The organism is Chromobacterium vaccinii (assembly GCF_000971335.1).
Lineage (GTDB): Bacteria > Pseudomonadota > Gammaproteobacteria > Burkholderiales > Chromobacteriaceae > Chromobacterium > Chromobacterium vaccinii.
In genome coordinates this window covers 1-12,597 of record NZ_JZJL01000008.1, presented here as the reverse complement: position 1 = coordinate 12,597, position 12,597 = coordinate 1, and the positions used below count along the sequence as shown (strand labels likewise).

Here is a 12,597-nt window from a genome sequence, read left to right as displayed (position 1 = left end):
GATTATTGTCGCGCCCCGCCGGCTTGGCAAGCGCTGCCGGCCAGACTGTCGGCGAGAAAATCCACCAGCAGCCTCACCTTGGGGCTGAGCTGGCGATTGTGCGGGTACAGCGCCCAGATGCCCTCCTCCGGCTCGGCGTAGTCGGCCAGCACCTCCACCAGCGCGCCGCTCTCCAGATAGGCCGCCACGTAGTAATCGGGCAACTGCGCCAGGCCCATGCCCCGCACCGCGGCCTCGGCCAGCGGCGCGGCGGTGCTGCAGCGCATCCGGCCCTGCACCCGGAAGGTCTGCCGGCGGCCGTTCACCTGCAGATGCCAGCCGTCGTTGCCGATCTGCAGGCACTGGTGCTGCAGCAACTCCTGCGGCCGCCGCGGCACGCCGTGGCGGGCCAGGTAGTCCGGCGACGCGCAGACGTGATGGCGCCGCTGCCCCAATTTGCGCGCCATCAGCGAGGAGTCGGTCAGGCGGCCTATCCGTATCGCCAGATCGTAGCCGTCGTGCACCAGGTCTTGCACCTGGTTGGACAGATCCAGGCTCACCTCCAGCAGCGGATAGCGCTGCATGAACTCCAGCACCAGCGGCGCGATATGGCTGTGGCCATAGGCCAGCGGCGCGGTCAGCTTCAGCTGGCCTTGCGGCTCGGCCTGCAACTGCGACACCGCCTGCTCGGCGTCCCCCAGCGACTCCAGCAACTGGCGGCAGTGCGTCAAATACAACTCGCCGGCCTCGGTCAGGCTGAGCTGGCGGGTGGTGCGGTACAGCAGCCGCGCGCCCAGCCTCTCTTCCAGCTGGCCCACCTGGCGGCTGACCTGGGCGATGGAGATGCCCAGCCGCCGGGCTGCCCGGGTAAAGCTGCCGCTATCGGCCACGGCGGCGAATTCCTGCATTCCTTCCCAACTGGCCATTTTTTCTCCATGGAAAAAATCATTTACCAATCTGGCCGATTATCGACAACCAGCAAAAAAATACAATGGTCGATTATCCAAATACCCGTCAACGTGGAAAAGGAATCGCTGATGAGCCAGGACATCATCCGCTGCAAGGCCGCCGTGGCCTGGGCCGCCGGCCAGCCGTTGAGCATCGAAGAAATCGAAGTGCATCCGCCCAAAGCCGGCGAAGTGCGCGTGAAGATGGTAGCCACTGGCGTCTGCCACACCGACGCCTTCACCCTGTCCGGCGAAGATCCGGAAGGCGTGTTCCCCTGCATTCTCGGCCACGAAGGCGGCGGCATCGTCGAATCGATCGGCCCCGGCGTCACCAGCGTGGCGGTGGGCGACCACGTGATCCCGCTGTACACGCCGGAATGCCGCGAGTGCAAGTTCTGCCTGTCCGGCAAGACCAATCTGTGCCAGAAGATCCGCGCCACCCAGGGCAAGGGCCTGATGCCGGACGGCACCAGCCGCTTCTCCAAGGACGGCCAGCCCATCTACCACTACATGGGCACCTCCACCTTCAGCGAATACACAGTGCTGCCGGAAATCTCGCTGGCCAAGGTGAACAAGGCCGCGCCGCTGGAAGAAGTGTGCCTGCTGGGCTGCGGCGTCACCACCGGCATGGGCGCGGTGGTCAACACCGCCAAGGTCAAGGCCGACGACAGCGTGGCCGTCTTCGGCCTGGGCGGCATCGGCCTGTCCGCCATCATCGGCGCGCGCATGGCCGGCGCCGGCCGCATCATCGGCATCGACATCAACGAAGGCAAGTTCGAGCTGGCGAAAAAGCTGGGCGCCACCGACTGCGTCAATCCCAGCCATTTCGACAAGCCGATCCAGGATGTGATCGTGGAAATGACCGACGGCGGCGTCGACTTCTCCTTCGAGTGCATCGGCAACGTCAAGGTGATGCGCGCGGCGCTGGAGTGCTGCCACAAGGGTTGGGGCGAATCGGTGATCATAGGCGTGGCCGGCGCCGGCCAGGAAATCTCCACCCGCCCGTTCCAGCTGGTGACCGGCCGGGTATGGCGCGGCTCCGCCTTCGGCGGCGTGCGCGGCCGCACCGAGCTGCCGGAATACGTGGAGCGCTATCTGAAGGGCGAATTCCGCCTTGACGACTTCATCACCCACACCATGCCGCTGCAGCGCGTCAACGAGGCTTTCGAGCTGATGCACGAGGGCAAAAGCATCCGTTCGGTGATCCATTACGCGCCGGAGCCGGCATGAGCGGGCTGGAGAAGATAGCCGACAACCTGGCCTTCGGCGGCCGCCAGCAGCAATGGCTGCACGACTCGGAAGCGCTGTCCTGCCGGATGCGCTTCAGCGTGTACCTGCCGCCGGCGACCGAGCACGGCAAGCTGCCGTGGCTGCTATGGCTGTCCGGCCTCACCTGCACCGACGAGAACTTCAGCCACAAGGCCGGCGCGCAGCGGCTGGCGGCCGAGCTCGGCATCGCGCTGGTGATGCCGGATACCAGCCCGCGCGGCGAAGGCGTGGCCGACGATCCGGCCTACGATCTGGGCCAGGGCGCCGGCTTCTATCTCAACGCCGAGCGCGAGCCGTGGCGCGGCCACTACCGGATGTACGACTACGTCAGCCAGGAGCTGCCGGCGCTGTTGCGCCGCCATTTCCCGCTGAACGGCCGCTGCGCGATCGCCGGCCATTCGATGGGCGGCCACGGCGCGCTGGTCTGCGCGATCCGGCGGCCGCAGGACTACGTGTCGGCATCGGCGTTCAGCCCGATCTGCCAGCCCACCCAGGCGCCGTGGGGCCGCAAGGCCTTCGCCGCCTACCTGGGCGACGACGAGGCGGCCTGGGCCGAATGGGACGCCAGCCTGCTGCTGGCCGAGCGCGGCTGCCCGCTGCCGCTCAGGGTGGACATCGGCCTGGCCGACGCCTTCCTGGCCGAGCAGCTGCGGCCGGACGCCCTGCAGCAGGCGGCGCGCCGCGGCGACGCGCGGCTGGAGCTGCACCGCCACGCCGGCTACGACCACAGCTACTATTTCGTCGCCAGCTTCATCGACGAACACCTGCGTTTCCACGCCCGCCACCTGCTGGCCTGAGGCCGACCCAGGACGCAAAAAAGCCAGGCTCGAGAGCCTGGCTTTTTTTTTGTTTGAGTCTGGTGGAGGGAGAAGGATTCGAACCTTCGAAGGCTTAGCCGCCGGATTTACAGTCCGGACCCGTTGACCGCTGGGGTAACCCCTCCAGAGCGGCGCATCTTATCGGCTCGCAATATAACTGTCAACACCTCGCGGCGCGCGAAAGCGCTTCGCGCCGGATCCCGCTTCCCGATCGATGCCTCCTCTGCCGGTCCGCCATCGAAACCGCAATCCGCATCGGCATGCCGTAGCGATGAGATTTGCGGCAAGAGCGATTCGAGCGCGATGCCCGTTCCCGCCCTTCACAGACGCTTGCCCGCGCCGTTTTCTCCATGGAACGCCCTATTCAAGGCCAATGTCAGCAACATTGATGCATCGCTTCGTCGCCATCGGCTGATTCCCCTCCGCCGCCGGCTTCAAATCGGATGCCAGACCGCGGAAAAACGATGCATATTCCCAAGCCCGTTTCACGTCCCGCCCCTCAGCCCGCCAGGCTCGACAGCTTTCCGCTGTTCGAGAACCTGCCCCAGGATTTGATGCAGCATATCGAACGCCATGCCACGCCGGTCAACGGCAGGCAGAGCAAGCTGCTGTTCTTGCGAGGCGACACGGAAGAGTTCATCGCGCTGGTGCTGCAGGGCAACGTCTACCACACCCTGCAGGAACCGGACGGCCACGAGGTCATCATCGACCGCTCAGGCCCCGGAGAAATAGTCGGGGAAAGCGCGCTGCTGCACTTGAGCCGCCGAAACTGCACCGCGCAACTGAGCCGCGACTGCCGTCTGCTGCTGCTGGATCAGAAGCATTTCCGCGCCTTGCAAGACGCGCCTCAACTGATGTCCCGCATCCAGCAGCAACTGTGCCGACGGTTGCAGCGCATCAGCAACTTCGTCGAAACCGTCTGTCTTTATCGGCTGGAGGCCCGGTTGGCCAGGCATCTGTTGATGGAGATCGATCTTCGCGGCCATCCCGGCCCCAACGGCCCCATCCTGCTGCTGAACATGAACCAGGCCATACTCGCCTCCATGCTCAACGCCAGCCGCCCTCGGCTTAACGCGCAGCTTAAGCAATGGCAGCGCAATGGGTTGATCCAGCTGTCCCGCCACATGCTGCAAGTCTGCGACCCGGTCCGACTCAGACAGATCGCCCAATACCCAGATAGGCAAATTAAATATTTTAAATGATAAAAATATTTAAATGTCACATCGGTAACTGAGCGGATTTCCCAGCTTCGCCATCCTGCAATCCCCATTGTCATGAACGGATGGCGACATGCTTAACCAAAACGTTGTTTCCTCCTCCAATCTTGGCCACTGTTTCGAGCCGGTCTGGCGAGAAATCCACGCCAAGCTGCAGCGCCGCGCCCGCCACTTGTGCAAAGGAGATATCCATCGCGCCGACGAGTTGCTGTCGGACACCGCCCTCAAGGTCCACCTTTACCTGCAGCACTCTCCGGAGCGCGTGCAAAACCTGGCCGGATTCCTGTTCCTGGCCCTGAATCACGCGTTTCTGGATTTTGTCCGCAGCCAACGCCGGGAGGGACGGGTGATCGATCCGGATTCCGACCTGGATAGCGCCCCTGTCCATGCCCACGCCGGCGGCACCCCCACCCCGGAACAGCAGCTTTCTTTGAAACAGCAGCTCGCCTGGATGGACACGGCGCTCGCTGGGCTTAAGCCGCAACAGCAATTATTGTTCAAGCTGAAGTTCGAGGAAGACCTGTCCTATTCGCAGATCGCCTCGCTGCTGGGAATCAACGAAGCGCTGGCGCGCAAACGGGTGGAACTGCTGCGCAAATCGCTGCGCAAGCGGATGGAGCGGTAATGTTCGCGCCGCGCCTTGCCCGCAAGGCGATCCTGATTCTCCATCCCGCGCGTTCGCGGGACAGGCGCGGTGCCATTCCGGCGACAACCCGGATTTGTAACGCAGGGAAATTTTCACAGGGCTCATAGCGGCGCGTCCGTATGGCAAGCGCATGGCGCCTCTTCCCCATCAACCGCGATTCAGGAGCAATCATGGCAGACACCACAGTCAATGGACAAATCACCGACGCCGTCACCCAGACCAACGTCAAAGTCGTGGCCGAAGCTCCTGCCCAGGCCATGGCCGCGCTGTACCAAGTAGCCAGCCACTCGGCCGGTTTGGCGCTGCAAAACTCGGTGCACAGCCAGCAGGCGCTGAACCAGATCAACAGCGCGGTGATTTCCAAGGCGGTGTCCATGATCCTCTCTGTCGGCGAGAAGGTCTGACGCCCCGCGTCAAGGAGAACTGAACCATGGACTGGAAAGGAATATTCGGTTTGAAAAAACCGGCGACACCCGCAACGCCGGCTGCCGACACCGCGCAACCGAGCCCGCAAGGCAGCGGCAGCCCGCCGCCCCAGACGGATGCCGGCGCGAAATCCGCGTCGGACAGCGGCGCGGCGGCAAGCCCCCGGCAAGAGCCGGCAGGCGCCTCCCCCTCCGGCGGGCAGGCTTCCGCCCGGTCGAGCGACGCGGCATCCGCCCCGCCCTCCGCCAACCCCTTGCGCGAATTCACCGCCAAGCTCGGCATCTCTCCGACCGGAAGCGGGGACACCTCGGCGTTGAATAGCCAAATCGTGCAGGCGGTGCAGCTGACCAACAGCGAAACCGCCGCTTACGCCAGCAACCAGATCGCGGTCGCGCCCAACATGATGATCACCCAGGCCAGCGGCCTGGTGGCGCAAGCCGGCGCCAACTACTTCGACGGCGCCAGCAAACTGGCTCTCGCCAGCAAAAGCGTGCTGTTGAAAAACATGACTGAGAAGTTCGCCGCGGAGGACTTGAAGGGCGCCGCGGAAGACGCGCTGGGCATACTGATCACCGACCTGCTGGTCGGCACCGCCGCCGCGGCGGCGGCCGCCGCCGGCGCGATAGAAGCCGAAGCGGCGCACTTCGCCCTGGACAGGATAGACGAGAGTTTGAGCAAATATCAGGACTTGCTGGACAAACGCGGCGGTTGAGGGCGCCCTTCCGGCCGGCCTCAACGCCGGCGCGGAGCCCGCCGGCGACCTCCTCATCCGGAGCGTCCCACCGCCGCTCCGCGGCGCGCATCCGTCCTGCCCCGCCTCACAAACCGGCGGTTTGCGCGTCCAGCCATGAATACCTCCCTCAGCCAAACAGCCATGAGCCTGCCAGACCCAACGGACGCCCCCCGCGGCCCTCTCCCTGGGCTAAGCAAAAGTCCAGTGCATCTGCTGTCCGCCCTCGTCGCGCTGGCCACGGACAAGCTGTGGGACACGATACTGCCGGACATGGCCAGGCTTCTGCCTCCGCTGGAAAAGGAACGGTTCTTTCTGTGCGCCGGCCTGCTGCTGCTGGGCCTCATCACCCTCAGCGCCACCCTGACCCAACGCTGGGTGGACAGGGATGGGCTTGGCGTGGCCCTGGCCAAAGGGCTAGCCATGGGCATCCTGGCCGGTCTGCCATACTCATTTGGTTCCACCGCACTAGGGCTGATCTTCATCGGCTGGTCAGGCATCAACGAATTGCAAAAGTTTGAGCAGTGAATCTCATCGTCCCCCTGGAGAGTCAAACCATGCATCCAACACGCAATGCGTTCATCCGCCTGTCGCGCGCCGCGGCGTTGCTGGCGGCGCTGGCCTCAGGCCAGGCACTGGCGGCAAGCGCGCCGCCACTGCCCGCGCTGGGCGCCGATCCCAAACAAAACACGGTATCCGGCCTCTCATCCGGCGCCTTCATGGCGGCCCAATACAGCGTCACCTATTCAGCCAGCGTAGCCGGCGCCGGCATCGTCGCCGGCGGCCCGTTCTATTGCGCCGGCCTGAACAAGCTGGGCGGCGCAGACCGCTTCATGCTGACCGCCAGCAATCAATGCATGCGGCCGCAAGGCGCTGCGCCCTCCGGCGCGGCCGCCTGGAAGGAGGCGCAGCAGTTCGCCCGGGACGGCGCCATCGACCCGGTGGACAACATCAAGCGCCAGCGGCTGTATATCTTCACCGGCGCGTCCGACAGCGTGGTCTATCCCAAGGTGGTGGCCCAGACGCGCGCCTTTTACCTGAACGCTGGCGTGCCGGAATCGCAGATACGCTACGTGGACACCGTCAATGCCGGCCACGCGCTGCTCACCTCCAACCCGGGGGACGAAGCCTGTCCCGTCAACGTGTCGCCCGCCGCCGGCAGCACCAAGACCAATCTCAACAACTGCGGCTTCATGCAATCGCAAGACATCCTGCGCCAACTGTACGGCAACGACCTGAAGCCGCCGGCGGCCAAATTGTCCGGCGAACTGCTGGACTTCGACCAGACCGAATTCTCCCAGAGCCGCTACACCGGTTTGTCCGACATCGGCCATGTCTACGTCCCGGCGGCTTGCCGCAAGCAGAGCTGCCGCGTGCACGTGGTATTCCACGGCTGCACTCAGGAAGACAGCCGCATCGGCAACCGCTACTACACCAGCACCGGCTACAACCAGATGGCCGACCGCAACCGCATCATCGTGCTGTACCCGCAGATCCGCACCGACCCCAAGCGCAACCCGCAAGGTTGCTGGGACTTCTGGGGCTATAGCAGCAAGGATCCGGTCCGGCCCGACTTCTACGCCCGAACCGCGCCGCAGATGTCCGCCATCCGCGCGATGGTGGAGCGTCTGGACAGCCCTCTCCAATGAAAAGGAAACTCGATATGGAAGCGCATCCGCTGAACGCCTGGCTGCAAAACGGCGAAACCGGCTGGCAAGCCTGGCACCCGATGTTCCGCCAATTCTTTTTCGCCGGCATCCCCGGCCACGACGACTGGAAAGGCAGGCTGCAAACCGGACTGGAACAGCGCCAGCGGCTGGATGAATGGCAGCAAGGCGAAAGCAGCCAATGGCGGCAAGCATGGCGTCAGCATATTGACGCCGACGGCTGGCTCGACTATTGCCAGCAATGCCAGGACATCAGCCAACAATTCGGCCATCAGTTGCTGAACTGGCAGTTGAAGCTGATCACCTTGTGGCGGGAGCAAAGCTACGAACTGCTGCGCAATCTGCTGGACTCCCGCGGCGGAGCCGACGACCTGCTGGCCGTCAACGCGCTGCACCAGCGCGCCCGGCAAAACATGGGCGTGCACCAGGAGGATCTGCAACAGCTGCTGACCGGCTTCTCCCCCGCCCTGCTCGATTCCCTGCGGCAATTCCTGGCGCCCAAGTCCGAGTCGCCAACCAACTGATCCGCGCCGCCGGCCGCCCCCCGCGGCCGGTTTCCGCCTCCCGCTTCACAAGCGGCCTTCCCGCTCGTCCTGCTGTCAGCCCGCAGGCAACGCCTCGCGCGCCGATTTCCCATCCATTCCGTCCGGAGAAACGCCATGCATGACGCCCCTCGCCATCCGAACTCCCCGCCTGCCCGTCGCCTGGGCAAGACCAGACCCGCCAGCGCCGCTTCGCGCCGCCGTTGCAACGGCCTCCCCGCGCTGCGTGTCCAAGTCCGAGGAGATCGCAATGGCTGACGACACGCTCCACCCCGACTTGCGCCAGATCTCGGAACAATATCTGGGCAGGGCGCTGCAAGCGGAAGAAATGGAACAGCTGCTCGCCCTGCAGCAAAACATTCAAAGCCAGCCTCCCGCGCCTCTGGGCGCCGCCCAGCAAGCGAAACAGCAAGCGCAGCTGGCGATCACCCAAAACCAGGCCAAGGCCGGATCCAGCGTGAAGGAGATCCTTCAGGCGATTCAGACCGGCTCCGCCAAGGCGCTGCAAGTGCAGGAAACCGAAGAGCAGGCGATTCTCAAGCTGCTGGAGAGCAGCAAGACCCTGGCCGAATTGCGCCCCGCGGCATTGCAGCAGGGCGGCGCCGGCCTGCGGCCGAGCACCCAGCTGGTCATGGCGCAGATCGGCGAACAACTAACCAAGCTGGCGCGCGCGGAAGTGAAAACATGCTTCGAGCAATACTTCGGCCCGCTGAATCAGCAACTGCAGATGCTGGTGGCCCGCATGGAGGCGAAAGAGCGCGCCGCCGCCCTCAACGCGCCCGCAGCAACCGCCCCCGGCATCGAACCGCCCGCCCCATCTCCGGGCATGCCGCCTGACGCGCAAGAGATTCACAAGCCGATCGACTAGGCGTCCATTCAGCAGCGCGAACGGTCGACGGCCAGTCGATAATCCCGCCCCGATCCTCGCGCGCTCTCAATCCAACCTGAAGGAGGCAACACATGGCCACTATCGTGAACGAGCAAATCACCGATGCCGTCACCCAAACCAACGTCAAGGTACTGGCCGAGTCCCCGGCCATGGCGATGGGCTCCATCTTCCAGACCATGGCCCACTCCACCGGCATCCTGTTCGAGAACGCCACCTCGGCGCAGCAGCAACAAAACACGCTGGCGCAAAGCGCCGCCAACATGGGCGTGATGCAGATCTACAGCCTGGATACGATGGCGGGCGCCGCCGGCACCGAAAAAATGTCGCAGGCCGGCATCGCCGACAACCTGACCAGCCTGTTGACCGTGCTGCAGTCCTTCCGCCGCTAATCGCCCTCTTCCCGAAACAAGGAGTCACGTAAATGGCAACCACCGTCAATCCGCAGATCACCGACGCCGTCACCCAAACCAACGTCAAGGTGCTCGCCGAATCGCCCGCCATGGCGATGGGCTCCATCTTCCAGACCATGGCCCACTCCACCGGCATCCTGTTCGAAAACGCCATCTCGTCGCAGCAACAGCAAAACACGCTGGCCCAAAGCTCCACCAATATGGGCGTGATGCAGGTGTACAGCATGGACACCATGGCAGGGGCTGCCGGCACCGAAAAAGTCGGCCAGGGCGGCATCGCCGACAACCTGACCAGCCTGCTGACCGTGCTGCAAAGCTACCAACGCTAATCCCCCACCCATAAACCAGGAGCAGTGAAATGGCACTAGACCAAATCACCGACGCCGTCACCCAATCCAACGTGAAAGTGCTCGGCGAAGCGCCCGCCATGGCGATGGGTTCCATCTACCAGACCATGGCCCACTCCACCGGCATTCTGTTCCAGAACGCCGTGGCGGCCCAGCAGCAACAAAACACGCTGGCTCAAGCGGCGGCCAACCAGGGCATCATGCAGATCTACAGCCTGAATACCATGGCCGGCGCCGCCGCCACCGAAAAAGTCGGCCAGGGCGGCATTGCCGACAACCTGACCAGCCTGTTGACCGTGCTGCAAAGCTTCATGCGCTGATTCCCGTCCCGCCCTCACGCTGACGTCCCTCGCCCCGGCGACGGGACGTTTTTTTTCATCGCGAAGCAGCCGGCCACCGCCTCTATCGCCGCCCTCACCCGCGCCACCCGCTGCAAATCCGGATGCAATACCAGCCACATGTCCACCGGATCCACCCGATCCGGCCACACCCGCTCCAGCCCGGCGTCCTGATCGGCGATGAAGCAGGACAGCATGGCGATGCCCATGCCGGCCAGCGCCGCCTGCCGCAGGGCCAGCTGCGAATTGGCCTGCAGCGCGATGCGCGCCTGGTCCACGCTTTCGCCGCACAGCCGCTGCCAGTGGCGCGGCACGGTGTCCCGCGGGAACATCAGCAGCTCGTGGCCGGCGAAGCCGTCGCCGGGCTGCGGCCGCCCGCGCCGCGCCAGGTAGTCCGGCGACGCGTACAGGCTCATGTCGATGGCGGCCAGCTTGCGCACCAGCACCTCACCCTTGTCCGGCCGCAGGCTGCGGATGGCGAAATCCACCTCGCCGGCCGCCACGTCGCTGAGCGACAAGCCGGTCAGCAGCGTGAACTCCAGCTCAGGATGCCGCCGCGACAGCTCGGCCAGCGCCGGAATGACGAAAGCCTCGGCCACAGTGTCGGTGGCGGCGATGCGCACCGGCCCGGCCAGCTGGCGGTCGCTGTGCGCGGCCTTGCGGCTGAAGGCGTCGGCGGCGGCTTCCATTCGCTCGGCGTCGGCCAGCAGCATCGCGCCGGACTCGCTCAGCTGGTAGCCCTGCGGCGTGCGCAAAAACAGCCGTCCGCCGATCTCGGCCTCGAAGGCCTGCAGGCGCCGGCCCACCGTGGCCTGGTCCACGCCCAACTGCTGCGCGGCGGCGCGCAGCGTGCCCGCGCGGACGAGTGTCAAAAAATAACGGGCGTTGTCCCAGTTCATTTTGCGCCTGCCTGCTACTGAATAGATGCGAAATTGCATCACCATTCATCATATTTGTCTATTTTTTCGCATTATGTTCTCGCCTAGCATGGCCGGCATGTTTCTTCCGAAGACTTCATCCATGTCCGACTCCAAGCCAATCCAGACCGGCCTGCCCACCCTGCTGGCGCTCAGCGCCGGCATGTTCATGGCGGTGCTGGACACCAATATCGTCAACCTGGCGCTGCCCGCGCTGCAACGCAGCCTGAACGCCAGCCTCAGCCAGCTCACCTGGATCGTGGACGCCTACGCGCTGGGCTTCGCCGGCCTGATGCTCAGCGCCGGCTGGCTGGCCGACCGCTTCGGCCCCAGGCGGATGCTGGCCTGGGGGCTGGCTCTGTTCGTGCTGGCCTCGCTGCTGTGCGGACTGGCGCCCGGCGCGCAAACGCTGATCCTCTTCCGGCTGCTGCAAGGCATGGCCGCCGCGCTGTTCATCCCCAGCTCGCTCGGCCTGCTGCGACACGCCTTCCCCCATCCCGCCGAGCGCGCGCGCGCCGTCGGCCTGTACGGCGGCCTGTCCGCCAGCGCCGCGGCGGCGGGTCCGGTGCTGGGCGGCCTGCTGCTGGGGCCGCTGGGCTGGCGCGGCGCTTTCCTGATCAATGTGCCCATTGGCCTCGCCGCCTTGCTGGCCATCCCCTTCGTGGTGCCGTTCCGGGAGGCGTCGCCGTCCCGCGGCGCGGACCTGCCGGGCCAGGCCGCCGGCATGCTGACGCTGTCGCTGGCCAGCTACGCGCTGATCGAGGGGCCGCGCCTGCCGGCTCCCGTCCTGCTCGCCCTGTTGCTGGCCGTCGCCGCCAGCGGCCGGCTGTTCTGGCGGCTGGAGCAAGCCAACCCGCAGGCGATGGTGCCGCCGGCGCTGTTCCGCCATCCGGCCTTCGCCGCCGCCAACTGGGTGGGCTTCGCCATCGGCGTCGCCTATTTCGGCAGCCTGCTGCTGCTCAGCCTCTATCTGCAGCAAGGTCTGGGCCTGGACGCGCTGCATGCCGGCCTGGCCATGCTGCCGCTGGCCGCCTGCCTGATCGCCGGCAACATCGTCGCCGGACGCCTGTTGCCGAGATTGGGCGCCCGCCGCCAGATGCGCGGCGGCCTGCTGCTCTCCGCCGCCGGCTACCTGCTGCTGGCCCTCGCCGACGGCCATGCGCTGGCCTGGTCGCTGCTGGCCATGCTGCCGCTGGCGCTGGGCACCGCGCTCGCCATCGCGCCGATGACCGCCACCGTGCTGGAAAGCGCGCCGCCGCAGCTGTCCGGCACCGCATCCGCCGTGCTGAACGCCATCCGCCAGACCGGCGCCCTGGTCGGCACCGCCGGCGCGGCGCTGGTGGTGGGCCACAGCGCCGATCCGCGCCAGGCGCTGCCGCTTGGCCTCGGCCTGGCCGCGCTGGCGACGCTGGGCGCGGCCTGGGCGGCCAGCCGGATTCCCGCCGCGGAACGGGA

General features: G+C 65.6%; 16 protein-coding genes and 1 tRNA gene. 14 read left to right on the top strand and 3 right to left on the bottom strand.

The genetic code is table 11. The features are described from left to right. Positions 1-2: 2 nt before the first annotated feature. Positions 3-905 carry a LysR substrate-binding domain-containing protein gene (locus tag VL52_RS05630; protein ID WP_046156127.1) on the bottom strand — a complete coding sequence of 301 codons (903 nt, stop codon included), beginning with the start codon at positions 903-905 and terminating at the stop codon, positions 3-5. Positions 906-1,016: 111 nt separating this feature from the next. Between VL52_RS05630 and VL52_RS05625 the strand changes: the two genes are divergently transcribed. Then, entirely contained in the window at positions 1,017-2,156 is a 1,140-nt protein-coding gene (locus VL52_RS05625) for an S-(hydroxymethyl)glutathione dehydrogenase/class III alcohol dehydrogenase (RefSeq protein ID WP_046156126.1), read from the top strand. Positions 2,157-2,161: 5 nt separating this feature from the next. Then, complete coding sequence (gene fghA, locus VL52_RS05620) at positions 2,162-2,992, top strand: S-formylglutathione hydrolase (RefSeq protein WP_046156212.1); 831 nt, start codon at positions 2,162-2,164, stop codon at positions 2,990-2,992. A gap of 60 nt (positions 2,993-3,052) precedes the next feature. On the opposite strand, the gene VL52_RS05615 is transcribed toward fghA, so the two are convergent. After that, positions 3,053-3,138: transfer RNA gene (locus VL52_RS05615), tRNA-Tyr, on the bottom strand. 339 nt (positions 3,139-3,477) lie between these two features. On the opposite strand from VL52_RS05615, the gene VL52_RS05610 reads away from it, so the two are divergent. From VL52_RS05610 to VL52_RS05560, 11 genes are all read left to right on the top strand, one after another. Next, positions 3,478-4,215, top strand: a complete 738-nt coding sequence (locus tag VL52_RS05610; protein ID WP_046156125.1) for a Crp/Fnr family transcriptional regulator — start codon at positions 3,478-3,480, stop codon at positions 4,213-4,215. An 88-nt stretch (positions 4,216-4,303) separates the two neighbouring features. After that, positions 4,304-4,855 (top strand): RNA polymerase sigma factor, encoded by a 552-nt coding sequence (locus VL52_RS05605; RefSeq protein WP_046156124.1) that lies wholly within the window; start codon positions 4,304-4,306, stop codon positions 4,853-4,855. A 191-nt stretch (positions 4,856-5,046) separates the two neighbouring features. Then, positions 5,047-5,280 carry a RebB family R body protein gene (locus VL52_RS05600; RefSeq protein ID WP_021476918.1) on the top strand — a complete coding sequence of 78 codons (234 nt, stop codon included), beginning with the start codon at positions 5,047-5,049 and terminating at the stop codon, positions 5,278-5,280. Between the two features lie 26 nt (positions 5,281-5,306). Further along, entirely contained in the window at positions 5,307-6,014 is a 708-nt protein-coding gene (locus VL52_RS25175; RefSeq protein ID WP_046156123.1) for a hypothetical protein, read from the top strand. Between the two features lie 225 nt (positions 6,015-6,239). Beyond that, complete coding sequence (locus tag VL52_RS05590; RefSeq protein WP_046156122.1) at positions 6,240-6,560, top strand: hypothetical protein; 321 nt, start codon at positions 6,240-6,242, stop codon at positions 6,558-6,560. A gap of 29 nt (positions 6,561-6,589) precedes the next feature. Further along, positions 6,590-7,681: an extracellular catalytic domain type 2 short-chain-length polyhydroxyalkanoate depolymerase gene (locus VL52_RS05585; protein ID WP_046156121.1), complete on the top strand. Its 1,092-nt coding sequence runs from the start codon at positions 6,590-6,592 to the stop codon at positions 7,679-7,681. Between the two features lie 14 nt (positions 7,682-7,695). Beyond that, complete coding sequence (locus tag VL52_RS05580) at positions 7,696-8,223, top strand: hypothetical protein (RefSeq protein WP_046156120.1); 528 nt, start codon at positions 7,696-7,698, stop codon at positions 8,221-8,223. A gap of 139 nt (positions 8,224-8,362) precedes the next feature. Beyond that, positions 8,363-9,109 carry a hypothetical protein gene (locus VL52_RS05575; protein ID WP_160298916.1) on the top strand — a complete coding sequence of 249 codons (747 nt, stop codon included), beginning with the start codon at positions 8,363-8,365 and terminating at the stop codon, positions 9,107-9,109. 92 nt (positions 9,110-9,201) lie between these two features. Beyond that, positions 9,202-9,519: a RebB family R body protein gene (locus VL52_RS05570; protein WP_046156119.1), complete on the top strand. Its 318-nt coding sequence runs from the start codon at positions 9,202-9,204 to the stop codon at positions 9,517-9,519. 32 nt (positions 9,520-9,551) lie between these two features. Then, the gene (locus tag VL52_RS05565; RefSeq protein ID WP_021476925.1) at positions 9,552-9,869 is read left to right on the top strand and encodes a RebB family R body protein; all 318 of its coding nucleotides are present in this window, start codon (positions 9,552-9,554) and stop codon (positions 9,867-9,869) included. 29 nt (positions 9,870-9,898) lie between these two features. Then, positions 9,899-10,207, top strand: a complete 309-nt coding sequence (locus tag VL52_RS05560) for a RebB family R body protein (RefSeq protein WP_021476926.1) — start codon at positions 9,899-9,901, stop codon at positions 10,205-10,207. Positions 10,208-10,221: 14 nt separating this feature from the next. On the opposite strand, the gene VL52_RS05555 is transcribed toward VL52_RS05560, so the two are convergent. Next, complete coding sequence (locus VL52_RS05555) at positions 10,222-11,124, bottom strand: LysR family transcriptional regulator (protein WP_046156118.1); 903 nt, start codon at positions 11,122-11,124, stop codon at positions 10,222-10,224. Positions 11,125-11,245: 121 nt separating this feature from the next. On the opposite strand from VL52_RS05555, the gene VL52_RS05550 reads away from it, so the two are divergent. After that, on the top strand, positions 11,246-12,597 hold a 1,352-nt coding region (locus tag VL52_RS05550; protein ID WP_160298915.1), incomplete at its 3' end, for an MFS transporter.

Coding starts and splice junctions, on each gene's coding strand:
- VL52_RS05630 (WP_046156127.1), bottom strand. CDS start 905: ATGGCCAGTTGGGAAGGAATGCAGGAATTCGCCGCCGTGGCCGATAGC.
- VL52_RS05625 (WP_046156126.1), top strand. CDS start 1,017: ATGAGCCAGGACATCATCCGCTGCAAGGCCGCCGTGGCCTGGGCCGCC.
- VL52_RS05610 (WP_046156125.1), top strand. CDS start 3,478: ATGCATATTCCCAAGCCCGTTTCACGTCCCGCCCCTCAGCCCGCCAGG.
- VL52_RS05605 (WP_046156124.1), top strand. CDS start 4,304: ATGCTTAACCAAAACGTTGTTTCCTCCTCCAATCTTGGCCACTGTTTC.
- VL52_RS05600 (WP_021476918.1), top strand. CDS start 5,047: ATGGCAGACACCACAGTCAATGGACAAATCACCGACGCCGTCACCCAG.
- VL52_RS25175 (WP_046156123.1), top strand. CDS start 5,307: ATGGACTGGAAAGGAATATTCGGTTTGAAAAAACCGGCGACACCCGCA.
- VL52_RS05585 (WP_046156121.1), top strand. CDS start 6,590: ATGCATCCAACACGCAATGCGTTCATCCGCCTGTCGCGCGCCGCGGCG.
- VL52_RS05580 (WP_046156120.1), top strand. CDS start 7,696: ATGGAAGCGCATCCGCTGAACGCCTGGCTGCAAAACGGCGAAACCGGC.
- VL52_RS05575 (WP_160298916.1), top strand. CDS start 8,363: ATGACGCCCCTCGCCATCCGAACTCCCCGCCTGCCCGTCGCCTGGGCA.
- VL52_RS05570 (WP_046156119.1), top strand. CDS start 9,202: ATGGCCACTATCGTGAACGAGCAAATCACCGATGCCGTCACCCAAACC.
- VL52_RS05565 (WP_021476925.1), top strand. CDS start 9,552: ATGGCAACCACCGTCAATCCGCAGATCACCGACGCCGTCACCCAAACC.
- VL52_RS05560 (WP_021476926.1), top strand. CDS start 9,899: ATGGCACTAGACCAAATCACCGACGCCGTCACCCAATCCAACGTGAAA.
- VL52_RS05555 (WP_046156118.1), bottom strand. CDS start 11,124: ATGAACTGGGACAACGCCCGTTATTTTTTGACACTCGTCCGCGCGGGC.